The organism is Sediminibacillus terrae (genome assembly GCF_009602435.1).
Taxonomy (GTDB): Bacteria; Bacillota; Bacilli; order Bacillales; family Amphibacillaceae; genus Sediminibacillus; species Sediminibacillus terrae.
Window position 1 is genome coordinate 279,280 of the sequence record NZ_VZDQ01000021.1, and the last position, 26,051, is coordinate 305,330.

A 26,051-nucleotide genomic window follows, 5' to 3' on the forward strand; every position below is an offset into this window, starting at 1 on the left:
AAACGGAATGTTATAAGGAAGGTTGAATCTCGACCGTATGTTAGGGAGTGACATAAACTTGGAGAATTATGTTGTAGAAATGCTGAATATCCGCAAAGAGTTTCCGGGTATCGTTGCGAATGATAATATAACCCTTCAGGTGCAGGAAGGTGAAATACATGCCCTGCTCGGGGAAAATGGTGCGGGAAAATCGACATTGATGAACGTGTTGTTCGGTTTGTATCAACCTGAAAAGGGAGAAATCCGTGTCAACGGCAAGGCCGTCAAAATCACGGACCCTAATGTTGCCAATAATCTAGGAATCGGAATGGTCCACCAACATTTTATGCTTGTCGATACGTTTACCGTTACCCAAAACATCATATTGGGCAGCGAACCGAAAAAGGGCGGAAAAATCGACCTGAAAAAGGCAGAACAGGAAGTGGCGGAACTTTCCGACCGATATGGTTTGAAAGTAGACCCAAGAGCAAAAATAAAAGACATTTCCGTCGGAATGCAGCAACGTGTGGAAATCTTGAAAACTCTTTACAGGGGAGCAGAAGTCTTGATCCTCGATGAACCGACGGCTGTGCTGACTCCTCAAGAGATAAAAGAATTGATTGAAATTATGAGATCTCTGATCAAGGAAGGTAAATCTATTATTTTAATCACCCACAAATTAAAAGAAATTATGGAAGTTTGCGACAGATGTACAGTGGTGCGGAAGGGACAGGGCATCGGAACAGTCGATGTGAAGGATACAAGCCCGGACGAGCTTGCGTCGTTGATGGTCGGAAGGGAAATCAGTTTTACGACGGAGAAGACGGCGGCCGTACCAAAGGACCAAATACTGTCAGTGAAGAGCCTTCAGGTCCAGGACAGTCGTAAAGTAGGCATGGTGAAAGGGCTCGATTTGGAAGTGAGAGCGGGGGAAATAGTCGGGATTGCTGGTGTTGATGGCAATGGACAGTCAGAGTTGATCGAAGCAATCACCGGGCTGAGAAAAGTCGAATCAGGATCCATTCATCTTAACGGGAAAGCAATTACCAATCTGCCGCCCAGAAAAGTGACTGACTCTGGTGTGTCGCATATTCCCCAGGATCGTCATAAATTTGGTTTGGTTTTGGATTTTCCCGTCGGCGAAAATATGGTCTTGCAAACTTATTATAAAAAGCCTTTTGCTAAAAAAAGCGTGCTTTCCTATAAAAATATCTATTCTCATGCTAAAAGATTGATCGAAGAATATGACGTCAGAACACCAAGCGAATACACAAAAGCGCGTGCTTTGTCTGGGGGAAACCAGCAAAAAGCAATCATCGGCCGTGAAGTGGACCGATCTCCCGATTTGTTGATTGCTGCACAGCCAACACGCGGATTGGACGTCGGTGCGATTGAATTCATCCATAAAAAATTGATTGAGGAACGTGATAAAGGGCGTGCAGTATTGCTGCTATCCTTCGAGTTGGATGAAATCCTCAATGTAAGTGACCGGATTGCTGTAATGTTTGATGGCAAAATAGTGGCAAATGTCAATCCTTCCGAAACGAATGAACAGGAATTGGGATTGCTCATGGCTGGAAGTACCGTAGAGAAGGATGGTGAGCGTTGATGTTTACCAACCGTATGTTCAATATTCTGGTGCCTGTCATTTCTGTTTTATTGGGTTTGATTGCTGGAGCCATTATCATGGCTTCATTCGGTTACAACCCGTTGAATGGTTATCAAGCCTTATGGGCCGGTTCGTTTGGAGATATTTATTACTTCGGGGAGACAATCCGCCAGGTGACCCCATACATATTCACCGGGTTGGCTGTGGCATTTGCTTTTCGAAGTGGTCTGTTCAATATTGGAGCTGAAGGTCAAGTCATTGTAGGTTGGCTCGCCTCTGTGTGGGTCGGAGCTGCTTTCGATGCACCGATGATAATCCATCTCCCTTTGGCGCTTTTGGCAGCTGCCCTGGCTGGAGCGATTTGGGGCTTCATTCCGGGATTGTTGAAAGCCAAACTGGGTGTTCACGAAGTTATCATCACGATTATGATGAACTATATTGCCTTGCATGTATCGAATGCCCTGATTCGGTCTGTTTTGAGCGAAAATCAGGATTCATCAGATCCTATCAAGGAATCTGCTTCGCTTGCCTCGAATTGGTTGATGGAAATGACAAGCTATTCCCGTTTGCATTTCGGGATCCTGATTGCCTTGTTTGCAGCAATGATCATGTGGTTTTTACTTGAAAAAACTACTGCAGGTTTTGAATTGAGATCCGTCGGGTTCAACCAGCATGCTTCCCGATATGCCGGTATGAATGTCGGTAAAAACATCATCCTTGCCATGGTTATTTCAGGAGCCTTTGCCGGGCTGGGCGGAGCAATGGAGGGTCTCGGAACCTTCGGTTATATGCCGACACATTCCGCTTTTACCAATCTCGGTTTTGACGGGATTGCGGTCGCCCTTCTTGGCGGCAATAATGCATTCGGTGTCGTACTCGCTGCATTATTGTTCGGTACCCTGAAAATCGGGGCTCTTAATATGCCGACAGCGGCAGATGTACCTTCTGAGCTAGTAGAAATCGTGATAGCCCTGATTATCTTTTTTGTGGCCTCAAGCTATATCATTCGCTGGGTGCTGCTTCGTTTTAAAAAGGAGGGAAAATAAGTGGGTATCCTGGATATTTTGCAATCAATCATTCCTCCAGCAATGTTCTTTTCCGCTCCACTGATTTTTACCGCCCTTGGAGGTGTATTCAGTGAGCGTTCAGGTGTCGTCAATATCGGCCTGGAAGGATTAATGGTGATGGGGGCTTTTGTCGGAATAGTATTCAACCTCACTTTCGCAGATGTATTCGGTGCAGCCACCCCATGGATTTCCATTTTGGCTGCAATGATCGTTTCCGCGGTTTTTTCGCTGATTCATGCAGTTGCATCGGTCACTTTCAGAGCTGATCAGGTTGTGAGTGGTGTGGCGATCAACTTCCTGGCACTGGGATTAGGTGTTTTCCTCACCAAACAATGGTATGACAAGGGACAAACCGATATGGTTTCCCAACCCTTCTATACCTTGGATATCCCGGTACTCGGTGACATTCCGGTTCTTGGTCCGTTGTTCTTCCAAAACATGTACTTGACCTCTTATCTGGCGATTATATTAGCGGTTGTCGCATGGTACATTTTGTATAAAACACCATTCGGTTTGCGATTGCGTTCTGTCGGCGAACATCCGGCGGCCGCCGATACAAACGGAATCAATGTTTATGCGATGCGCTACGTGGCTGTCATGATATCTGGAGCCATGGGAGGACTGGGGGGCTCTGTATTTGCTTTGACCATTGCTTTGAACTTTTCCCAATCAACGATTGTCGGGCAAGGGTTTATGTCGCTGGCTGCTGTAATTTTTGGTAAGTGGCATCCTCTGGGAGCAATGGGTGCAGCATTGTTTTTCGGTTTTGCTCAAAGCTTAAGTGTTATAAGCTCCAGCATTCCATTCTTGGAAGATGTACCGCAAATATATTTGCTGATCGCTCCGTATGTATTAACCATACTTGCACTCGCTGGATTTATCGGCCGGGCGGAAGCTCCAAAAGCAAATGGAGAACCATATATAAAAGGAAGCAGATAAAATTCACTTTTTACAAACCTGGTATTTGTTACCGGGTTTGTTTTTCGTTAAACTAACTATTACAGGGGGCTGCCATACCTGCGAGGATAGTTTTAAGAAAAAATCGAATGCTATATTTAAACATCGCCAAGGGAGGAAAACGAATGGACGCTATAGAAGAAAAACGCGTGGATAAGCAGGGGTATCGTTTACATGTGTTACCCAGCAAAAAATATAAAACGACCAATGTGGTTGTCAAGCTGAAGGCAAAACTGGAGAGAGATACGATAACCAACAGAGCTCTGCTCCCTTATATTCTTCAACAAGGAACCAACAAGTATCCGAGTGCCCGGGAGCTTCGTACAGCACTTGATGATTTATATGGTGCCGTACTCGGGGTCGATGGAGCCAAAAAGGGAGAAAACCATATTATCACATTGCGGTTGGAAACGGCCAATGAGGCATATTTGTCCACAGATGAGCAAATATTGGAAAAGGCTGTAGAAATGCTCAGCGGCATTTTATTCGATCCGAAATCAAATGGGAACAGCTTCGATGCTTCTATCGTAAAAAGGGAGAAGCAGACGCTCAAGCAAAAAATCGACTCGATCATCGATGATAAAATGAGCTATGCAAATATGCGTCTCATCGATGAGATGTGCAAAGATGAGGCATATCGACTACATGTTCACGGATATGCGGAAGATTTAGAAGGAATCAATGAAGAAACATTGTATCATTATTATCAGAAAATGCTCGCGGAAGATCAAATGGATGTGTATGTTCTGGGAGATGTGTCGGTGGAAAAAGCTGAGCGCTTGATTGAATCAGCTTTCGCCGCTAAACAAAATGCGACCTCAGCAGAGTCCGACAAGACAACAGTAGGAAAAAAGGTTGAAGAAGTGAATACGGTTATCGAAGAACAAAATGTGCAGCAGGCAAAACTTCATCTCGGATATCGTACTAATATCACATTCGGCGATCCTTTGTATTATGCCTTACAGGTTTTTAACGGATTGTTCGGTGGTTTTCCGAGTTCCAAACTGTTCATGAACGTACGTGAAAAGCACAGTCTCGCCTATTATGCTGCTTCCCGTTTTGAAAGCCATAAAGGTTTGCTGCTCGTTTTCAGCGGGATTGCGCCGAAGGATTATCAGCAGGCCAGAGATATCATAAATGAACAAATGGCACGGATGAAAGACGGTGAATTTTCGGAGGAAGAGTTAAAAGATACAAAGGATCTAGTTGTCAATCAATTGCTGGAAACGATGGACCATCCCCAAGGATTGATTGAAATTCTTTACCACCAAGTATTGGCCGAAACGGACGTTTCTCCTGAACAAATGCTTGAAAGTGTGAAACAAGTGACCCGACAGGATGTCTTGCAAGTCGGCGATAAAATTGAACAGGATACCGTTTATTTCTTGACTAGCAAAGGGGGAAGCGGCAATGAATAAAACAAACTATGAACAACTAAGAGAAACCATTTACTCCGAAAAGCTTGCCAACGGTCTGCAGGTGTTTCTTCTGCCAAAGCCTGAAATGGCTAAAACATTCGGTATTTTTTCTACTGATTACGGCTCCATTGATCAGACATTTGTTCCGTTGGGAGGAAAAGATTTTATCACGGTACCGGATGGAATCGCCCACTTTCTCGAACATAAATTGTTTGAAAAAGAAGACCGGGATGTATTTCAGGATTTCACGAAACAGGGAGCTTCCGCCAATGCTTTTACTTCCTTTACAAAGACAGCTTACTTGTTTTCAGCTACCAGCAATATTAGAGAAAACGTCACGACGCTGCTTGATTTTGTTCAGGACCCGTTTTTTTCTGAACAGTCGGTTGAAAAAGAAAAGGGGATTATCGGTCAGGAAATTGAAATGTATAATGACCAGCCGGATTGGCGTTCATTCTTTGGCACGATTCAGAGTCTCTATGAAAACCATCCGGTCCAAGTGGATATTGCCGGAACAGTAAAATCAATCAGTGAAATCACGAAGGATGATTTATACACTTGTTATAATACCTTTTATCATCCTTCCAATATGACCTTCTTCCTTGCTGGGAACTTCGAGCCGGAGGAAATGATGAAGTTGATCAAACAAAATCAGGACAGTAAACAGTTTGAGTCTGTTTCGGAAGTAAAGCGGCAGTTTCCTGAGGAACCTGAGCATGTAGCGATGAAAAAAAATGTCATCGAGATGCCTGTCTCTGTCGCCAAATGTATGATCGGGATAAAAGAGCAACCAGACCGCAGTTCAGACGAGGCCTTCCTGAAAGAAGAATTACTGACGGAAATGCTTCTTGATTATTACTTTTCCAAGAGCGGGGAGTACTATCAGGAGTTATATGAGGCCGACTTGATCGATAACAGTTTCCAATTTGAAACCAATATCGAGCGTTCTTTCGGGTTTTCGGTTATCGGAGGGAACACGAACAAACCAGACGAACTAGCAGAAAATGTAAAACGTATGCTTATCGAGTTAAAAGAAAAAAAGTTGACGGAACGAGAATTTGACACAATGAAAAGAAAAAAAATCGGCCAATTTTTGCGTGCGATGAATTCGCTGGAATTTATTTCGAACCAGTTCACCCATTATCATTTGCTTGGAATTGATTTATTCAAAGTACTGCCAGTAATTGAATCGCTAAATGTACGGGAAGCAAATGACTTTATGGAAAACTGGGTTGATGAAGACCGTATTTCTGTATGTCAAATCCTTCCGCAACAAGGTCAATAAGGAAGTATCCATGAAGAAAAAAGGTAATTGTCTCATCATCGGAGCGAGCGGAGATATCGGCAGGGAAATTGCCCGGCGGGTGGTGGAAGAGGGCTATCAATTGCTTTTGCATTATAACAGTAACCGAAAAGCGGTGGATGAACTTGCATCCTCTCTGCCGGAGGAAGCAGTGTTAGCCATCCTGCATGGTGATTTGCGCACAAATGAAGGTATCTCTATGTTTTTGAAAAGCCTGGATTTGCCTGTCGACACGCTTGTATTTGCGAGTGGTACAAGTCACATTGGTTTATTCCAAGATACAGAAGAGGTCACGATGGACTTAATGCTGACCGTGCAAGTAAAAGCACTGTGGATGATCGCAAGACATGTCATCCCGCATATGATTGAAAAACAAAGCGGGAATATTGTGGTCGTGTCTTCGATTTGGGGAAATACCGGTGCAAGCTGTGAAGTGGTCTACTCTTCTGTTAAAGGTGCGCAAAACAGTTTCGTGAAATCGCTGGGAAAAGAACTTGCTCCATGCGGAATCAAAGTGAACGGAATCAGCCCTGGGTATATCGACACCAAGATGAATGAACGTTTTTCATTCGAGGAAAGGCAATCCATTTTATCTGAAATACCAGCTAACAAGGCTGGAAAACCACAGGATGTCGCTAATGCAGCAGCATTTTTGCTTGATCCGCGTTCCGGTTACATTCAGGGGGAAATCATCAATGTGACTGGCGCTTGGTAAAGTGTTTAAAATTCTTCTTCAACCAATGTATAAAGTTCTGCATAAATCAAATGCTAAGCTTGAAAGTTGAGATTGAAGGAGGAAAAAAGATGTCAGTTCTCGATAATTTTGAATCTTGGAAGGACTTTCTGGGAGATCGTCTTCACCAGGCTCAAGGCCAGGGAATGGATCAAAATACAATTTCCGATCTTGCCTTTGAGATAGGTGGATACTTATCAAAACAGGTAGATGCCGAAAATGACCAGGAAGCAATTTTGCGTGATTTATGGAACAGTGCCTCCAAGGATGAACAGCGTGCCATCGCTAATATCATGGTGAAAATGGTCCAAAACGAAGGTACTGGCCAATAACAGGTGAGTAATCAAATGCCCCCCGCTACTCTCCGGGAGGTACAAAGCTTGTAGAAAAACGGCGCGTTTTCTACAAGCTTTTTATATTTTCCGCCCCATCAGACCGTGGAGGATCCCGCACGTTCTTTGCGTGGCCCCCTGCGGAAAGCGAATTTTTTCCTCTGTTTGTTTATAATGGCTATTATGATGAAGGAGCCTTTTGATAAAGAACTTGCAGGGTGAAAAATCACATCACCATAATGGACACAGAACCTTTTTTTTACCTTTTTCCCGTTTATACTAAAAAAATTGTGGAATTTATAAACAATAAACCGAATAATGTCCTTTTCTAAATGTGAAAAATCATTTATGATAAGAGTAAATCCATTTATAAACAGAATGATCAGTGCCCTGTTATAGATGAAGGAGCTTTTTCTATGGAAAAAACCGAATGGTATCTTGAGTATGAAATCCAGCACAATCGTCCTGGCTTATTAGGAGATATATCATCTTTACTGGGGATGTTATCGATTAATATCATATCGATAAACGGCGTGGAAGACTCTCGAAGAGGGATGCTGCTTTTATCAAGAAAAGACGAACAAATCACAAGATTGAAATCGATTTTGGACACCATGGAAACCATCAATGTGACAAAAATAAGAAAACCCAAGCTCAGAGACAGGCTGGCTGTCAGACACGGCAGGTACATACATAGTGATATTGACGACAAAAAGACTTTTCGCTTTGTACGGAATGAATTGGGTCTTCTTGTCGACTTTCTGGCGGAATTATTTAAAAAAGAGGGGCATAAGCTAATAGGCATCAGGGGGATGCCTAGGGTCGGCAAAACGGAGTCGATTGTCGCCTCGAGTGTCTGTGCGAACAAACGCTGGTTGTTTGTCTCAAGCACGTTATTGAAGCAAACAATTCGCAGCAAACTGATCAAGGATGAATACAGCCTGGACAATATCTATATCATCGATGGGATTGTCTCTACTCAGAGGGCAAGTGAAAAACACTGGGAATTAGTGCGTGAAATCATGCGCCTTCCGGCTGTGAAGGTAGTCGAGCATCCGGATATATTTGTCCAGCAGACAGAATACAGCTTGAATGATTTCGACTACATAATCGAGTTAAGGAATGACGAAAACGAGGAAATTAAATACGAACCAATCGAAAAGTCCAAGTTTGATGACAGCGGGGGCTTTTCCATGTTTGATTTTTAGAATTGAAGGGTGATTTCGACTATGGAAATTGGAGAAAGGCTAAAGGAAGCAAGGGAGGCTAAAAATCTCTCGTTAGAAGAAATACAACAGATGACAAAGATTCAGACTCGTTATCTGCAAGCAATCGAAAAAGGGAACTTCAGCGTCATGCCTGGAAACTTCTATGTACGGGCGTTTATTAAGGAATATGCCACAGCTGTGGACTTAGATCCGGATGTTTTGATGGAGGAGCACAAAAGCGAGTTGCCCGCCACAAGTGATGAAAGTGCTGTTCAATACACAAGGGTCCAGCGTAGTCGTAAAGAAAGTCCATCGACCTCTAAAAGTCCTGCTGTATTTTCTTTTTTGCCGACCCTGATTGTCGCTTTATTGGTGATTGGCATCCTTTTCACTGTCTGGTATTTGTACCAACAATCCCAAGGGGATGATCAAGGTCAGTCGAACCAGCAGACGGAAGATCAGGACGAAGTCTATGTCGGCGATCCGGATTCCTCTGACACAGAAGAAAACAGCGATGGCGAGGGTGGAGAAAGTAGTGCTGAGGATGATAGCCAGACAGAAGAGGAAAGCCAAAAGGATGACTCAGCCAATGAAGAGGAACAACCTGAACCGGAACTGAATGTTGTCGATCAAGGCACGCAGGGGAATGATCAGGTGACGAACATTGAGCTGGTCAATCCAGGAGAAGAAATCGTCGTGGAAGTGGCTTCAGAAAGTGATCATTGGCTCGAAATCACGGAAGGGGAAGATAACGAATTATATAGTGGCATGTTCGGTGAAGCAGACTCTCCTTTGAAAGAAGATTTGTCCGGAGCAGATCAATTCATGATTCGATTTGGAAACCCAGAGCCTATTGACATAACAATAGCAGGTGTTTCACTGGAAATTCCGGAAATGTCCGGTAATACCGTGCAACGAGTCTTTGTTGAAGTTGTAGACGAAAAAGAACAGCAAGAGTAAATGGTTGGACCGTCAGGGCTGTTCCCAGTCGATAACTGTCAGTGGACAGTTGTGGTAGGGGATAGTCCTTATTTTTGACTAACAGAACAGATTATGTACACGTTGAATTGGAGGATACTATTATGAATATACCCAACAGAATTACGATGTCACGCATTTTTCTCATCCCTATTTTTATCCTGCTCTTATCCATCCCGTTTGATTGGGGTAGCTGGAGCATCGGTAATCAGGACTTGCCAATTTCTCATTTTGCGGCAGGCTTGTTATTCATTTTAGCCTCTGCTACAGATTGGATCGACGGTTTTTATGCGAGAAAATACAACCTTGTGACCAATTTAGGGAAGTTTTTGGATCCGTTGGCTGATAAGTTGCTTGTAGCATCTGCATTGATTCTTTTAGTGGAGATGGGGAGCGCACCTGCCTGGGTTGTCATTGTGATTATAAGCCGTGAATTTGCTGTTACAGGACTTCGGCTCGTAGCGGCAGGGGAAGGACTTGTTCTCGCTGCAAGCCAGATGGGAAAGCTGAAGACAGTGCTGCAAATTGTGGCTATTTCCGCTTTGTTGCTGCACAATTTTCCGTTTTCTTATTTGCAGTTCCCTTTCGGAATCATTTGTCTTTATGCTGCAATGATCATAACCATTGTCTCTGGTTACGATTACTTCCGTAAAAATTGGCATGTGATGAGGGATTCTAAATAATGAAACAGATAAGTGCAGAAATAGTCGCCGTCGGTACTGAACTATTACTCGGCCAAATATCCAATACGAACGGTCAGTGGTTATCCAAACGGCTCGCAGATTATGGGGTTAACGTGTACCACCATAGTGTGGTCGGTGATAATCTGGACCGGGTCAAACAAGTTTTTACCACTGCTGCAAAACGGTCTGATATCGTGTTGGTTACCGGTGGCCTTGGCCCGACCGAGGACGATATGACACGAGACGCCTTTCAGGAAATCTATGGAGTGGATGTAGAAGTGGACGAAGCATCCCTTCGTAAGATCACTTCCTATTTTAAAAACAACAACAGGAATATGACCCCGAACAATCGTAAACAGGCTTTGGTATTCAAGGGCTCGCAAGTATTGCCCAATGAAGTCGGAATGGCTCCGGGAATGGCGATGGAGACAGAAGATGCCACATGGTTTTTTATGCCGGGAGTCCCCAGGGAAATGAAGCAAATTGCCGATGAATATGCATTCCCATATATTAAAAACAAATATAAGCTTGATAGAATAATACAGTCACGGATGTTAAGATTTGTCGGTATTGGCGAATCACAACTTGAACACCAGCTACAGTCTGTAATTGCCGAACAGACCAATCCTACCATCGCTCCGTTGGCTTCGGAAGGAGAAGTTGCTGTTCGCCTGACAGCTAGTGCTCCGACCAGTGAGTCGGCAGAACGGATGATCAGTGAAGCTGAAGAACGGATTCTAGAACAGGTTGGCGAATACTTTTACGGTTATGATGAGGAATCATTGGAAGCTAAAGCTGTGGAAAAGTTGAAAAGTGGCGGATGGACAATAGCTGCAGCCGAGAGTTTGACGGGCGGAATGTTCACCAGCAGACTAGTTTCTGTTCCGGGAACTTCTCAAGTCGTGGCGGGGAGTGTTGTATGCTATTCGCCTGAAGTAAAGCGATCGGTAGTTAAAGTACTTCCTGAAACGATTGACAGGTTTGGAACGGTAAGCGAGCAATGTGCCCAAGAGATGGCGGAAAACATCCGTTCGGAATTTGGTACTGATATAGGAATCAGTTTCACTGGTGTTGCCGGGCCGGGAGATTCGGAAGGAAATCCCCCTGGTACCGTGTTCATCGGGGTTTCCCAAGATCAGAAAGCGACGAAAGTCTATCAGTTCAAGTTTAACGGAAACCGCGAGGCGGTTCGCGCCCGCACAGTGAAAAAAGGACTGGAGTTAGTTTATCGGCTGGAAAAGCGGCATGATCATAAGGCTTGACTGATTCGAGCTTGCAGGAAATCATTCTTTTTCTGCAAGCTATTTTATGTTTTATTTTCAAAAAAAGGAGAGAAAGTCAAAATTTTAAAACTGGATTTCCGGATAAGTGGAAAATTTATGTTCGTTCGCTTGAAAATCCAATTTTAGCAGCAAACCCCTAATAGAAAAAAAGGGAACATTTATTCGCTTTTTTACTTGTTAAATCTCATAAAACAAGTTATGATAGTAATAGCTTAATTTTAAGGAGGAAATAATTTGAGTGATCGAAAACAAGCCTTAGATATGGCGTTGAAACAGATAGAAAAGCAATTTGGCAAGGGCTCTATTATGAAACTGGGGGAACGGGCGGAGCAAAAAGTTGCCACTGTGCCGAGTGGTTCGCTGGCCCTGGATGTTGCCCTCGGTGTGGGCGGCTATCCACGAGGACGTGTTGTGGAAATTTACGGTCCGGAATCATCTGGTAAGACAACCGTTTCCTTGCATGCTATTGCTGAAGCACAGCGGCAGGGCGGACAAGCTGCATTTATTGATGCTGAACATGCTTTGGATCCGGTATATGCAAGAAAGCTCGGCGTCAACGTCGATGAATTGCTCCTATCTCAGCCGGATACTGGGGAACAGGCGCTGGAAATAGCTGAGGCCCTTGTCCGAAGCGGAGCTGTCGACATGGTAGTAGTTGACTCGGTTGCAGCTCTTGTACCAAAAGCAGAGATTGAAGGGGAAATGGGAGATGCGCACGTTGGTTTGCAGGCCCGGCTCATGTCTCAGGCACTGCGGAAGCTTTCAGGTGCCATTAACAAATCGAAGACGACAGCGATTTTTATCAACCAAATAAGGGAAAAAGTAGGAGTCATGTTTGGTGAGAATGCTGCTTGAATTACTGTTCGGGAAACAGGCGGTTTGAGTGCCGTCCCCTTTCGGACAGAAAGCAGTTTGCCGTCTGGAAAAGAAATTTTCCAGATTATCAATGCGGAATGAAACGGGGATACTGAGAAGTAAATCCGAACCGAAGGCTGTAAGTAACGAGACAGTCAGGGGCAACGCATAGAAGGTGAACCTGCCATAGGCAGAATATAATCCTTCCACGAGTCCGCATCATCTTAACGAGTGAGTCGAAGATGAAAAGATATGCTGAGCTGGGTCAGAAAAGACTGGCCGTATTCCTGTAAAGGATATGAGGGAAAGGAACCTCCAGAAACAAGAGATAAAAAACTCTTGTGATAACAAGACTGAATCCGGAAACGACTCCTGGCGGGCGTGCTTTGAAATTCTATTCTTCTGTAAGACTAGAAGTGCGCAGAGCTGAGACATTGAAACAAGGAAATGACATGGTTGGTAACAAAACAAAAATCAAGGTTGTAAAAAACAAGGTGGCACCCCCATTCAAGCAAGCAGAGGTAGACATCATGTATGGAGAAGGAATATCCCGGGAAGGTGAGCTACTGGACATCGGTTCCGATTTGGACATTGTGCAAAAAAGTGGTGCGTGGTATTCCTATAATGAGGAACGTCTTGGGCAGGGACGGGAAAATGCCAAGCAGTTCCTGAAAGAGAACGAAGCTATCCGTATGGAAATCTACAATACTATTCGCAGCCATTATGATATGGATACTGCCGCACCGGATTCTTCCGAAGAATCGGAAAACCAAGAAACAATGGATATGGATATTTAAGTCGTGAATCCCCAACCGATATTGGCTGGGGATTCATTTGCATGAAAAGTCAGCCTCATCTTTATAGTTTGCACAATTTGCCAAAAGATTATGACATAAATTTGACGGTTCCTTGACAATATAAAATTCCAAGCTTAAAATTGATATGTATAATTCTTCTTATTATTATACACATTTTTGCAAACAAGCGATTTTTTATTGAAAGACACTGTACATGCCGACTAAAAGTGATTGTACAAATTTATAGCAAGAGGAGGTGAACTCATGGAAATAGTTACCTTAATAATCATCTCCATTTTGCTTACCCTTATCGTCGGTATTGTTGTTGGTTATCTGATTCGTAAATCTATTGCGGAGGCAAAGATTTCAAGTGCGGAAGAATTGGCAAAGCAAATAGTAGAAGAAGGTCATCGGAATGCCGATGCAGCCAAAAAAGAGGCGCTTCTTGAAGCGAAAGATGAGAATCATAAGCTTCGTCAGCAGGCGGATCAGGAGCTTCGGGAGCGTCGGGCGGAGCTGCAAAGACAGGAAACACGCCTGATGCAAAAAGAAGAAAATCTGGACCGAAAAAGCGAGACGCTGGACAAGCGTGAGCTGATGTTAGAATCAAGGGAACAAACTCTGACAGAAAAACAACAACAAATTGAAGAAATGGAAAGCAAAGTGGAAGCTATGTTAGGTGAACAGCAAGCTGAACTTGAGCGCATTTCCGGATACACTACTGACCAGGCAAAACAAGTGATCTTAGAGCGAGTCGAGCAAGAAGTCACACATGAATCGGCTATCATGATCAAAGAAGCTGAGAACCGCGCGAAGGAAGAAGCGGATAAAAAGGCAAAAAGCATTTTATCGCTGGCTTTACAACGCTGTGCGGCAGATCATGTGGCAGAAACAACTGTATCGGTAGTCAACCTTCCTAATGACGAAATGAAGGGACGGATTATCGGACGTGAAGGCCGTAACATCAGAACACTTGAAACCTTAACAGGGATTGACCTGATAATTGACGATACACCTGAAGCCGTTATCCTTTCCGGTTTTGATCCAATCCGAAGGGAAACTGCCCGGATTGCTTTGGAAAAACTTGTTCAGGATGGACGGATTCACCCGGCGAGAATCGAGGAAATGGTGGATAAATCAAGAAGAGAAGTGGATGAATATATCCGGGAAGTCGGAGAACAGACCACTTTTGAAATCGGGGTACACGGTTTGCATCCAGACCTCATCAAAATTCTCGGTCGTTTGAAGTATCGGACAAGCTATGGACAGAACGTGTTGAAGCATTCTACGGAAGTAGCGCATCTGGCTGGCTTACTAGCAGCTGAGCTTGGCGAGGATGAAACCCTTGCAAAAAGAGCCGGCTTACTCCACGATATCGGAAAGGCTATCGACCATGAGGTAGAAGGCAGTCACGTAGAGATTGGTAAAGAATTGGCTATGAAATACAAGGAAAATGATGTCGTCATTAACTCTATCGCCTCTCACCATGGAGATGAAGAACCGACCTCCATTATTGCTGTTCTGGTTGCCGCGGCAGATGCTTTATCGGCTGCAAGGCCCGGAGCTAGAAGCGAGACGCTTGAGAATTACATCAAGCGGCTGGAGAAGCTGGAGGAAATCTCGGAGTCTTATGATGGCGTAGAAAAATCATTCGCCATCCAGGCAGGACGAGAGGTCAGAATTATGGTGAAGCCGGATGAAATTGACGATCTGGAAGCACTGAAAATAGCAAGAGAAATAAGGAAAAAAATTGAAGATGAACTGGACTACCCGGGCCATATAAAAGTGACGGTCATCCGGGAAACACGTGCAGTGGAATATGCAAAATAAAGCGGCTACCGGCCGCTTTATTTTTGTGCTTTTGAGCGAACAAGATAAGGCTCTATACTGAATGAAGGTTTAGTGTCGACCTTTAAGGAAGCAAGGACAGGTAGATGAATGTGGTGGTGTCCCAGTCGGATGTGTTTTCCTGCATTCGTTTTAAAACGAGATTTTTTTGGCAACAAAGAATTTGAACGATTAAAGCATAAAATTTTATGGCAGCAATCGGTTAAAAAGGCTCTATAGAGCGAAACAGCGTAGCAGAGGAAATAAGCGAGACTCCTGCGGAAAAACGGGCGGACGAGACCCCGCAGCGGGCTTTGCGAGGAGGCTCGGGCGTTCGTCCGCGGAAAGCGAGTTTATTTCCTCTGCGGCCTGAGTAAAATAGCTGTTTTTTGAATGAGGTTTTCGATAAAGAGAGGGTGGATGAAAAATCATACCACCACATTTGACAGAGAACCTTTTATATGAAAGGAACCTTCCGATAAAGCGATGGTTGAGCGAAACATTCATATACACATAGGATCAAAATCTACCCATAAGGCGAGTAATGCCAGGATTTGAATGATCTGTTTTGACATGGATACACATCTATGTGAAACTTGAATTAACTAACTAGATAGGATGGATGAAGCTGATGAGGATTTTATTTATAGGCGATGTGGTCGGTTCTCCGGGACGAGAAATGGTAAGCGACTATCTGCCTCGATTAAAACAAAAATACCAGCCGCATGTCAGCATCGTTAACGGCGAAAATGCAGCTGCAGGAAAAGGTATTACAGAAAAAATCTATAAACAATTTCTTGAATCGGGTGCACAGGCTGTCACATTGGGGAACCACGCTTGGGACAAGAAAGAAATATTCGAATTCATCGAAGAAGCCGAGTATATGGTCAGGCCTGCCAATTTTCCAGAAGGCACACCTGGCAGAGAAATTGTCTATGTGCGCAGCAATAAAGCTGAAGTGGCTGTCATCAATCTTCAGGGGAGAACGTTTTTGCCGCCGCTTGATGATCCTTTTCGAAAAGCAGATCAATTGATCGCAGAAGCGAAAAAAAGAACCAATCTTATATTCGTCGATTTCCACGCGGAAGCCACCAGCGAAAAACAGGCAATGGGCTGGTATCTTGACGGGAAAGTCAGCGCTGTAGTCGGAACCCACACCCATACCCAAACGGCAGATGAACGGATATTGCCAAAAGGCACCGGATATATCACAGATGTGGGAATGACCGGACCGTATGACGGGATTTTGGGTACAGACAAAGAAGCGGTACTCAACCGTTTTCTCACTAATCTTCCGGTACGTTTTGAAGTGACTAAATCGGGAAGAACACAATTAAACGGTTTTATTGTCGATATAGATGAAAACACCGGTTTCGCTAAGAAAGTGGATCGGATATTGATTAATGATGATCACCCGTTTTTTGGATGATTATTTGAATTTTTAGAATAATTACCTCATAATAAAAGGGAATATCTATCAACTCCAAGAATATAGTAAAAGTGGAACGACTTTAGTAAACGAAGGAGGTACTAGTAATGGACATATTAAAAGTTTCAGCTAAATCAAATCCCAATTCAGTAGCAGGTGCACTCGCGAATGTGCTAAGGGAACGCGGCTCAGCAGAAATACAGGCAATCGGTGCTGGTGCATTGAACCAGGCCGTTAAAGCGGTTGCAATTGCCCGAGGATTTGTTGCCCCAAGTGGAGTTGATCTGATATGTATTCCGGCTTTTACTGATATAATGATTGATAATGAGGAACGTACTGCTATTAAACTGATAATAGAGCCTAGATAAATCCCTTTACCTGTTTGCGATGGCAAGCAGGTTTTTCTTTTATAGATTTATGACGAGGAGCTATCCGTACATGGAAGGTATGAAACAGTCTGTCTGGAGGGAGAAAATGATAATAGATGCACATTGTGATGCTTTATATAAGATGTGGAAGTATGAACTGCCTTTTGAGTCGAGTGAACACCTGCAGGTGAATTATCAAAAATGGATGGACAGCCCTGTTAAAATTCAGTGCTTTGCTATTTTTGTACCTCCTGAAGTTCCAGAGGAAGCACAATTCTCGGCAGCGTTAAAGATGGCGAATTTATTTTACGAACAAATCATCGATCCATACGACCATATCAAGCTTATTAGAACGAGCAGTGATATAGAAACATTAAAGAAGGGTGAAAAGGGTGCAATGCTCACATTGGAAGGCTGCCATGTGATCGGCTCTGATTTGTATAAGCTGAAAACCCTGCTGCGTTTAGGAGTCAAAGCGGTCGGACTTACGTGGAATCAGGCAAATGCAGTCTGCGACGGTATTGAAGAACAGAGAGGAGCCGGTTTAAGTTCCTTCGGGTACGAAGTGGTCAAACTTCTCAACGAGGAAAAAGTATGGACTGACGTTTCCCATTTATCCTACCAAGGCTTTTGGGATGTCATCGATGTAGCTGCATTTCCGATGGCGAGCCATTCTAATTCTATTGCTTTGGCTTCTCATAAAAGAAATTTGGACGAACACCAAATCCAACAGCTGATTAAAAACGAAGCATGGATCGGAGTCACTTTTGTACCGGATTTTCTCAACGATGAAAAAGAAGCAACTTATTTGGATGTCCTGGGTCATATTGCCTATTATATTAGTGTGGGTGCGGAAGACTGCCTGGGAATCGGATCGGATTTTGACGGTACCAGCGAGTTTGTAAGAGGTCTTTTCGACCCAACGGATTACCCCGCCTTTTATCAAGAGCTTTTACATAGATGGCCCGGCGACGTGGTCGAGAAGATAACCAGCCAGAATTTTATAAAAAAGTTTCCGTGCTAGGGGTAGGTGTAGCTTCTTGCCAGTCTGAAGGCAATCCCGACTCTGATGGTAAGCGTTTTCTCCTGGCGTGTTCAAATGTCCATTCCAAATAGACACAGGTTATTGATTAATATTTTTATCATGTTAAAATATGATTATATCAATCTTTAATGTATCTTCATGTGAGGAGTTGTGTTCACAGTGAATGGAACTATGAAAGCGTTAGTGAAAAACCAAAAGGATAAAGGTGCGGAAATTCAACAGGTGAAAATCCCTTCAATCGGGGATAGGGAGGTGCTGATAAAGGTAAAAGCAACCTCTATCTGTGGGACCGATGTCCATATTTATAACTGGGATGAATGGTCACAAAGCAGGGTTCATCCTCCATACGTGTTTGGCCATGAATTTGCGGGCGAAGTGGTGGAAACAGGCAGCAAAGTGAGTAAGGTTGCAGTGGGTGATTATGTCAGCGCAGAGACCCATATTGTTTGCGGACATTGCCCCCAGTGCTTGACTGGAAAATATCATATTTGCGAAAATACACAAATCATCGGGGTTGACCGGGATGGATGCTTTGCTGAGTACGTAGCTTTGCCGGAAGACAACATGTGGAAAAACCCGGCGGATATGCCTGTAGAAATCGCTTCTGTCCAAGAACCGATGGGGAATGCTGTTCACACCGTGTTAAGTGGTGATGTGGTCGGTAAGTCGGTGGCTATCATAGGCTGTGGTCCTATCGGAATGATGGCTGTAGGTGTGGCGAAAGCGGCTGGGGCCTCTCAAGTGATTGCATTTGATCTGAATGATTACCGCCTCGATTTGGCAAATCAAATGGGAGCAACTACAATTATCAATTCATCAAAAGAGGATCCGGTTGAACGGGTCAAAGAGCTTACCGAAGGCCATGGAGTCGATGTCGTTTGTGAAATGAGCGGTCATCCGACAGCGATAAACCAGGGTTTTAAAATGGTTACCAATGGCGGAAGAGTGTCGATCCTCAGTCTTCCGACAAAACCGGTGGAAGTCGATATTACGGACGACATCGTATTTAAGGGGATAACAGTGCAAGGAATCACTGGCAGAAAAATGTTTGAAACATGGCAGCAGGTTTCACGTTTGCTTGATTCCAAACAAGTAGATGTAAGTCCTATGATTACCCATCACTTCTCTTTGGAGGATTTTGAAAAAGGATTTGACCTTATGAATGAAGGCAAGTGTGGTAAAGTGGTTTTACACCCATAAAAAACAGGGAGGCGTTTTGATTGAAAGGTTTTGAATATCTCCAGGAGCAATTGGAAGATATGAAGAAGGAGGGAACTTTCCGTAACTTGATTCCGCTCGAATCTGCACAAGGGGCAAGGGTTACGATTAAAGGGAAAGAGGTTATTCAATTATCCTCAAATAATTATTTGGGACTGACCTCACATCCACGGATGGAAAAAGCAGCAGAAGATGCTATTGAAAAGTACGGAGTTGGCACCGGATCGGTCCGCACGATTGCTGGAACGTTGAAAATGCATGAAGATTATGAAAAAAAATTGGCGGAATTTAAACATACCGAAGCAGCTCTTGTTTTTCAATCAGGTTTCACCACGAACCAGGGAGTACTTTCCTCGATTTTGACAAATGAAGATGTGGTGATTTCGGATGAGCTGAATCACGCTTCCATTATCGATGGTATTCGCTTGACGAAAGCCGGGCGGAAGATTTATAAGCATGTTGATATGGATTCCCTCGAACACGCATTGAAAGAAACGCAAGATTACCGGACGAGACTGGTTGTTACTGATGGCGTATTTTCCATGGATGGCAATATCGCCCCACTGCCTCAAATCGTGGAGTTGGCTGAAAAGTATGATGCACTTGTCATGGTCGATGACGCTCATGCCAGCGGAGTCTTAGGGGAGAACGGACGCGGTACCGTCAACCATTTTGGGCTGGATGGCCGTGTTCACATTCAAGTCGGGACATTGAGCAAAGCAATCGGTGTTTTAGGAGGATATGTCGCGAGTACCCAGACATTGAAGGATTATCTGATCCATAAAGGCAGACCGTTCCTGTTTAGCACCTCCCACCCACCGGCAGTGACAGCGGCTTGCGATGCATCGATCGATGTTTTGCTGGAAGAACCGGAATTGATTGAAAAGCTATGGGATAACACGAAATTCTTCAAGAATGGTTTGAAGGAGTTAGGTTTCGATATCGGAATCAGCGAGACGCCGATAACTCCGGTGATGGTAGGGGACGATGCATTAGCCCACCGTTTTTCCGATCAGTTGTTCGAGGAAGGAGTTTTTGCCCAAGGCATCGCTTTTCCTACGGTGCAAAAAGGAAAAGCACGGGTTCGGACCATTGTCACGGCAGAACATTCCAAGGAAGCCCTGCAGGAAGCGTTACATGCATTTGAACGAGCAGGCAAAAAACTGAAAATTATCGATTAACAGGACTAGTTTGGCGAAAAAGACCATCGGGGTACTTTTTCGCCATTCCTTTATTTCCTTTTTTCATGCAAAAGCACTTTATTTTTAGTATTAGTAGTTGATATAATAAGTAAATTGGAGATACCTTTATGGTTAGAGGTTCCGGACAGATACATAAATCGGGACGACAGTTTTTCAAGGAAGGAGCTTCTGTAAATGAATGAACAGCAGCGGAAAGAAATGAATCAAATAAAACAGGAAAATCCAGCGGACATAAAATCCGACCAGGAGAAGAACCTGTCACGTTTAAAAAATATGGACAGCGATGAACTCATCGGGAAATATTTTCAAACAACTTATGAACCGCCAAATTTGAAAAAGGCCAAGAAACGACGCAGAGAAGATGTACAGATCCATTATGATTATCAGGTTCCGGAGGACATGCAGAATATCGGTAAAGATAAAAAGTTCTTGATCCGTACCTATGGCTGCCAAATGAATGAGCATGATACGGAAGTAATGGCGGGTCTGCTGACCGATATGGGGTATGAGTCGACAGACGAAGCGGCTGAAGCCGATATTATTTTGTTGAATACCTGTGCTATCAGGGAAAATGCCGAAAACAAAGTATTTGGTGAAATTGGCCATTTGAAAACACTGAAAACGGAGAATCCAGATGTGATTTTAGGTGTGTGCGGCTGTATGTCTCAAGAAGAATCGGTCGTAAACCGCATACTGAAAAAACACCCGTTCATCGATATGATTTTCGGTACCCATAACATTCACCGGCTGCCGCAACTATTGAAAGAAGCTATGTTCGGCAAGGAAATGGTCGTCGAGGTATGGTCAAAAGAGGGAGATATCATTGAAAACCTGCCAAAAGTAAGAAAGGGGAAAATAAAAGGCTGGGTCAATATCATGTATGGATGTGACAAATTCTGTACTTACTGTATTGTCCCTTACACACGCGGTAAGGAAAGAAGCCGAAGACCTGAGGATATCATTCAGGAGGTAAGGCAGCTTGCAGCACAAGGGTATAAGGAGATTACCCTTTTGGGGCAAAATGTCAATGCATATGGAAAAGATCTTACAGATATGGATTACGGTCTCGGGGATTTAATGGATGAAATTCGTAAAATCGATATCCCGCGTGTTCGTTTCACTACTTCACATCCCAGAGATTTCGACGACCGCTTGATCGAAGTTTTGGCCAAAGGGGGCAATCTGCTGGACCATATTCATCTTCCCGTTCAATCCGGCAGTTCCGAAGTATTACGAGTTATGGCACGCCGCTATACAAGGGAAAGGTATCTTGAGCTTGTCGATAAAATCAGGACGGCGATGCCCAATGCAACCCTTACTACCGATATCATTGTAGGTTTTCCAAACGAAACCGATGAACAATTTGAAGAGACGCTGAGCCTTGTGGAAGAAGTAGGTTTCGAGAGTGCCTACACCTTTATCTATTCACCAAGGGAAGGCACTCCTGCAGCGCGCTGGGAAGATAATGTTCCAATGGAAGTGAAAAAAGAACGTTTGCAGCGTTTGAACAAGTTGATCAATAAGCAATCAGCGGAAGCGATGAAAAAGTATCAAGGGCAAGTAGTCGATGTACTTGTTGAAGGGGAAAGCAAAAAGAATCCGGATGTGTTGGCTGGTTATACTGAACGGAATAAATTAGTCAACTTCAAAGCACCAAAATCAGCAATCGGTAAAATTGTAAAAGTTAAAATAATAAATGCGAAAACCTGGTCTCTTGACGGAGAAATGGTTGAAGAAACAGCAGAGGTGAAATGATTTGGCTCCATATACAAAAAAGCAAGTGCTGGAAGAAGCGAACAAGTTAGCTCAAATGATGGCTAATACAGAAGAAATCGATCGTTTCAAGCAGTTGGAAGCGAAGTTGAACGAGAATCAGAAAGTACAGATTTTAATCAAGAAGTTGAAAGCAATGCAGAAGCAAGTCGTAAATTTACAAGCTTACGGAAAAGAAGAGGCACAGAAAAAAGCAGAGGCAGAACTGGAAAGAATCGAAAAGGAAATTGATGATATTCCGTTAGTGCAAGAATTCAAGGATTCCCAATTAGTGATCAATGACATTTTGCAGCTTGTTTCCAACACCATTGCCCGGGAGGTAACCAATGAAGTGATCCGTTCCACGGGCGGTGATTTGCTGGCCGGTGAAACTGGATCCAAACTGGGTAATGGCTCTTCCTGCAGCCATTAAAATTCGGAAAGGACTATTCCGTTATACGGAGTGGTCCTTTTTCCGTTAGGCATGAGTTTCCGGAATTCCGGTGAAAAAAGTCAGATGAATGGGTTTAATGATTCCGTTATCCTGTTTGATTCTTCTTCTTTTGGTTTATGTACATTTTGCTGGGCACCTGCATAGGATGTTGTAGAGCTCATCATGTCAATTACCGTGATCATTTGAAAAAAAGGTTGCACTATAGGTGATTGCCATGCATACACTGACTATGAAAAAAAGAGGAGGTTTTAGTTCTTATGTCATTTCTGGATCAGGAATATCGGGAAATCATAACAAAAGCCGTTATCGGAAAAGGCCGGAAATTCATCCAGGATACCAACACGATCACCCCTTCACATAGACCCTCCAGTATCCTTGGCTGCTGGGTGATAAATCATTTATATAACGCCCGGAAAAAAGGTGAAGACACCGTAGAAATCAATGGGAGTTATGATGTGAATATCTGGTATTCTTATAATGACAACACCAAAACGGAGGTTGTCACCGAACGGATCACTTATTGCGATTTGATAAAGTTATCTGTTAAAGACGACCAAACGCTAAATGATGATTATGAAGTGTTTGCCAAGGTGATTCAACAACCTAACTGCCTGGAGTGCAAGATTGCCAGCCACGATCATAAGATACTAGTAGAAGTAGAACGGGAATTTTTAGTGGAAGTTATCGGGGAAACAAAAGTATGCGTGAAAGTGGATCCAAATGGATATGTTGCGGATGAGGACGACTGGGACTTTGAATTGTCAGACGAAGAGTTCAAGGATATTAATCCTGACTTTTTAGCGACTGAAGAGGAAGAATAAATGGAAAACGAGGGAGAAATCTCTCGTTTTTTGTTTGGTTCCCTGCACTTAAGCCCACATCCTGTATTATGATATAATGAAAGATAGATTTCGTAGTAGTGGGGGAAAAAATATGTCTACATATACACCGATGATCCAGCAGTATTTGAAAATAAAAGCTGAACATAAAGATTGTTTTTTGTTTTTCCGGTTGGGAGATTTCTATGAGATGTTTTTTGAGGATGCTCTAGCGGCTTCCAGGGAGCTGGAAATCACCTTGACGAGCAGGGACGGCGGGGCCGATGAAAGAATTCCTATGTGTGGCGTCCCTTACCATTCAGCTGAGAATTACATAAAAAACCTTGTAGAAAAAGGATTCAAGGTTGCCATATGTGAACAAGTAGAAGATCCGAAAACGGCCAAAGGAGTCGTGAAAAGGGATGTCGTTCAACTGATTACTCCAGGGACGGTGATGGAGGGGACAATGCTGGAAGAAAAAGAGAACAATTTTCTTGCCAGTATCAGTGAGTTTCCAGGCGATGTTTTTGTTATTACCTATAATGACCTGTCTACGGGAGAAACAAATGTGGCTCGTGTTTCTTCTGGGTGGGATGCAGTGCTTAGTGAGCTCTTCAACCAGCCTGTTAAAGAAATCGTTGTGTCCCCGGATTTGCCGGAAAACTATCAAAAGGATTTACAGGAAAGGCTGCAAGTAACAGTATCGCATCAACAGGTATGCGACATCGAGGAAAGTTTTCATCATTTGGTCGAACAATTGGAAAAGGATAGGCAATTGTTAGAGGGATTCGGCAGGATGCTGAATTACCTGCAGAATACGCAGAAACGGTCACTCGACCACCTGCAGCCTGCCAGAATCATTCAGTTGCAGGAATTTATGTCATTGGATATGTTTTCGAAACGCAACCTGGAACTGACCCAGACAATATTGCGGAAAGGAAAGCAGGGGAGTCTGCTTTGGGTACTGGATAAGACAGTTACAGCCATGGGAGCACGTTTGCTGAAAAAATGGCTTGAACGGCCTTTGCTGAATACACAAGCAATCGATAAGCGGTTCGCGATAGTTCAGGCATTCCTAGAGCATTTTTTTGAACGGGAATCAATACGGGAGGCATTAAAAACGGTGTATGACCTAGAACGCCTGTCTGGCAGGGTTTCCTATGGAAATGTCAATGCCAGAGATTTAATCCAGGTCAAACAATCTCTTCAAAAAATTCCGGAAATCAAAAAGCTATTATCCCAATTCGCACACGAAGAGGTCCAATCGTTGGCAGAGGGAATAGATGAGATGCAAGGACTGGCTGGATTGTTGGAGGAGAGTATAAAAGAAGACGCGCCACTGACCATCAAAGAGGGCGGAATCATCAAGGACGGATTCAACGCAACGTTAGATGAGTATAGAGATGCTTCTAAAAATGGAAAAAAGTGGATTACCGAATTGGAGCAGCGTGAAAAGCAGGCGACAAATATCAAATCATTGAAAATAGGCTATAATCGGGTGTTTGGCTATTATATCGAAGTCACCCGTGCCAATTTACACCTGCTACCAGAAGGAAAGTATGAGCGGAAACAGACGCTGACGAATGCGGAACGGTTCATCACTCCTGAATTAAAGGAAAAAGAGTCCCTTATCCTTGAAGCAGAAGAGAAAAGCGTTGACTTGGAGTATCAGTTGTTTGTCGAATTGCGGGAAAAAGTGAAAGAATACATTCCTGCTCTTCAGGCTTTAGCTGAAAAGATAAGTACAGTCGATGTTCTGCAAAGCTTTGCGACTGTCAGTGAAGAAAATGACTATACGAGACCAACTTTTAATGAAAACCGAAAAATCTCCATAAAGCAAGGGAGACATCCGGTGGTCGAAAAAGTAATGAAAGGCGAATCTTTTGTTCCGAATGATGTGTCTATGGATGAATCTTCGGAAATATTGCTGATCACCGGGCCGAATATGTCAGGAAAAAGTACGTATATGCGACAACTCGCCCTAACGGCAATCATGGCGCAAATTGGTTGTTTTGTTCCATGTGAAGAAGCGTCCTTACCTGTTTTTGACCAGATTTTCACAAGGATAGGTGCGGCGGACGATCTCGTTTCTGGTCAGAGCACTTTCATGGTGGAAATGCTGGAAGCAAAACACGCCATTACCCAGGCTTCTGAAAACAGTTTGATTTTAATGGATGAGATAGGAAGAGGGACAAGCACCTATGACGGGATGGCTTTGGCTCAGGCGATTATTGAGTATGTCCATGAGCATGTGAAAGCAAAGACACTATTTTCCACCCATTATCATGAATTAACCAGCCTGGAAAACACACTGGCTGCGGTCAAAAACATCCATGTACGGGCAGAGGAATATCAAGGAAATGTCGTTTTTCTGCATCAAATCCAACCAGGAGCAGCCGACGAGAGTTATGGTATCCATGTGGCAAAGTTAGCTGAATTGCCCGATGAATTGATTCACAGGGCCTCGGAAATTTTAAAGCAGTTTGAAACCGGGCAAAACCAAACAACCATAGCTCCTAATACTGATTCTTCCAGACAGACGACAAAAGAACCAGAAGAACAGATGTCATTTTTTGGACAAGAGGTAGCCCGTCCTATAAGTGAACAGTCAAGCTTCAAACAAGAAGATCCCTTGGTGAAGGAGCTAATGGAGCTTGATATCATGGAAATGAATCCGTTGGAAGCAATGAATACCCTTTATCAGCTACAAAAGAAAGCGAAAAAGTAACCAGTAAG

22 protein-coding genes and 1 pseudogene are annotated in these 26,051 nt (G+C 43.6%); all 23 read left to right on the forward strand.

Annotated features, from left to right (window positions below; genetic code table 11):
* The first annotated feature begins 79 nt into the window (after window positions 1–79).
* The 23 genes and pseudogenes from F6X55_RS07425 (at window position 80) to mutS (ending at window position 26,043) form a co-directional block, all read left to right on the forward strand.
* Window positions 80–1,588 (forward strand): ABC transporter ATP-binding protein, encoded by a 1,509-nt coding sequence (locus tag F6X55_RS07425; protein ID WP_237648625.1) that lies wholly within the window; start codon window positions 80–82, stop codon window positions 1,586–1,588.
* Complete coding sequence (locus tag F6X55_RS07430; protein ID WP_026570306.1) at window positions 1,588–2,634, forward strand: ABC transporter permease; 1,047 nt, start codon at window positions 1,588–1,590, stop codon at window positions 2,632–2,634. The genes F6X55_RS07425 and F6X55_RS07430 overlap by 1 nt, the downstream gene beginning before the upstream one ends.
* 42 nt (window positions 2,635–2,676) lie before the next feature.
* Window positions 2,677–3,594: an ABC transporter permease gene (locus tag F6X55_RS07435; RefSeq protein WP_371069200.1), complete on the forward strand. Its 918-nt coding sequence runs from the start codon at window positions 2,677–2,679 to the stop codon at window positions 3,592–3,594.
* Between the two features lie 143 nt (window positions 3,595–3,737).
* A complete protein-coding gene (gene yfmF / locus F6X55_RS07440; RefSeq protein WP_153462593.1) occupies window positions 3,738–5,030 on the forward strand; it encodes an EF-P 5-aminopentanol modification-associated protein YfmF in 1,293 nt (430 codons plus the stop codon).
* Window positions 5,023–6,315 (forward strand): EF-P 5-aminopentanol modification-associated protein YfmH, encoded by a 1,293-nt coding sequence (gene yfmH, locus F6X55_RS07445; RefSeq protein ID WP_026570303.1) that lies wholly within the window; start codon window positions 5,023–5,025, stop codon window positions 6,313–6,315. The genes yfmF and yfmH overlap by 8 nt, the downstream gene beginning before the upstream one ends.
* 10 nt (window positions 6,316–6,325) lie before the next feature.
* Window positions 6,326–7,048, forward strand: a complete 723-nt coding sequence (gene ymfI, locus F6X55_RS07450) for an elongation factor P 5-aminopentanone reductase (protein WP_026570302.1) — start codon at window positions 6,326–6,328, stop codon at window positions 7,046–7,048.
* An 89-nt stretch (window positions 7,049–7,137) separates the two neighbouring features.
* Window positions 7,138–7,398 (forward strand): DUF3243 domain-containing protein, encoded by a 261-nt coding sequence (locus F6X55_RS07455; RefSeq protein ID WP_026570301.1) that lies wholly within the window; start codon window positions 7,138–7,140, stop codon window positions 7,396–7,398.
* Between the two features lie 416 nt (window positions 7,399–7,814).
* Window positions 7,815–8,606, forward strand: a complete 792-nt coding sequence (locus tag F6X55_RS07460) for a YmfK family protein (protein ID WP_026570300.1) — start codon at window positions 7,815–7,817, stop codon at window positions 8,604–8,606.
* A 21-nt stretch (window positions 8,607–8,627) separates the two neighbouring features.
* Entirely contained in the window at window positions 8,628–9,566 is a 939-nt protein-coding gene (locus F6X55_RS07465) for a helix-turn-helix domain-containing protein (protein WP_026570299.1), read from the forward strand.
* Window positions 9,567–9,688: 122 nt separating this feature from the next.
* Window positions 9,689–10,267: a CDP-diacylglycerol--glycerol-3-phosphate 3-phosphatidyltransferase gene (pgsA, locus tag F6X55_RS07470; RefSeq protein WP_026570298.1), complete on the forward strand. Its 579-nt coding sequence runs from the start codon at window positions 9,689–9,691 to the stop codon at window positions 10,265–10,267.
* Window positions 10,267–11,529 carry a competence/damage-inducible protein A gene (locus F6X55_RS07475; RefSeq protein WP_153462595.1) on the forward strand — a complete coding sequence of 421 codons (1,263 nt, stop codon included), beginning with the start codon at window positions 10,267–10,269 and terminating at the stop codon, window positions 11,527–11,529. Before pgsA ends, F6X55_RS07475 begins: the two co-directional genes overlap by 1 nt.
* Before the next feature lie 255 nt (window positions 11,530–11,784).
* Window positions 11,785–12,390: pseudogene (recA, locus tag F6X55_RS07480) on the forward strand (recombinase RecA); the annotation flags it as partial.
* A gap of 356 nt (window positions 12,391–12,746) precedes the next feature.
* The gene (locus F6X55_RS07485; protein WP_371069103.1) at window positions 12,747–13,202 is read left to right on the forward strand and encodes a recombinase RecA family protein; all 456 of its coding nucleotides are present in this window, start codon (window positions 12,747–12,749) and stop codon (window positions 13,200–13,202) included.
* A 264-nt stretch (window positions 13,203–13,466) separates the two neighbouring features.
* Window positions 13,467–15,032 (forward strand): ribonuclease Y, encoded by a 1,566-nt coding sequence (gene rny / locus F6X55_RS07490; protein WP_026570296.1) that lies wholly within the window; start codon window positions 13,467–13,469, stop codon window positions 15,030–15,032.
* 628 nt (window positions 15,033–15,660) lie between these two features.
* Window positions 15,661–16,458 (forward strand): TIGR00282 family metallophosphoesterase, encoded by a 798-nt coding sequence (locus F6X55_RS07495; RefSeq protein ID WP_026570295.1) that lies wholly within the window; start codon window positions 15,661–15,663, stop codon window positions 16,456–16,458.
* Between the two features lie 107 nt (window positions 16,459–16,565).
* On the forward strand, window positions 16,566–16,826 hold the full coding sequence (locus F6X55_RS07500) for a stage V sporulation protein S (RefSeq protein WP_026570294.1): 261 nt from the start codon (window positions 16,566–16,568) through the stop codon (window positions 16,824–16,826).
* A 106-nt stretch (window positions 16,827–16,932) separates the two neighbouring features.
* A complete protein-coding gene (locus F6X55_RS07505; RefSeq protein WP_153462597.1) occupies window positions 16,933–17,850 on the forward strand; it encodes a dipeptidase in 918 nt (305 codons plus the stop codon).
* Between the two features lie 180 nt (window positions 17,851–18,030).
* On the forward strand, window positions 18,031–19,071 hold the full coding sequence (tdh, locus tag F6X55_RS07510) for an L-threonine 3-dehydrogenase (protein ID WP_202616119.1): 1,041 nt from the start codon (window positions 18,031–18,033) through the stop codon (window positions 19,069–19,071).
* 20 nt (window positions 19,072–19,091) lie between these two features.
* Complete coding sequence (locus tag F6X55_RS07515; protein ID WP_153462599.1) at window positions 19,092–20,270, forward strand: glycine C-acetyltransferase; 1,179 nt, start codon at window positions 19,092–19,094, stop codon at window positions 20,268–20,270.
* A 195-nt stretch (window positions 20,271–20,465) separates the two neighbouring features.
* A complete protein-coding gene (gene miaB, locus F6X55_RS07520; protein ID WP_026570290.1) occupies window positions 20,466–22,046 on the forward strand; it encodes a tRNA (N6-isopentenyl adenosine(37)-C2)-methylthiotransferase MiaB in 1,581 nt (526 codons plus the stop codon).
* Between the two features lies 1 nt (window position 22,047).
* On the forward strand, window positions 22,048–22,476 hold the full coding sequence (locus tag F6X55_RS07525; protein WP_026570289.1) for a YlbF/YmcA family competence regulator: 429 nt from the start codon (window positions 22,048–22,050) through the stop codon (window positions 22,474–22,476).
* Window positions 22,477–22,754: 278 nt separating this feature from the next.
* Window positions 22,755–23,318 carry an outer spore coat protein CotE gene (cotE, locus tag F6X55_RS07530; RefSeq protein ID WP_026570288.1) on the forward strand — a complete coding sequence of 188 codons (564 nt, stop codon included), beginning with the start codon at window positions 22,755–22,757 and terminating at the stop codon, window positions 23,316–23,318.
* A gap of 112 nt (window positions 23,319–23,430) precedes the next feature.
* The gene (gene mutS, locus F6X55_RS07535; protein ID WP_153462601.1) at window positions 23,431–26,043 is read left to right on the forward strand and encodes a DNA mismatch repair protein MutS; all 2,613 of its coding nucleotides are present in this window, start codon (window positions 23,431–23,433) and stop codon (window positions 26,041–26,043) included.
* Window positions 26,044–26,051: the final 8 nt, after the last annotated feature.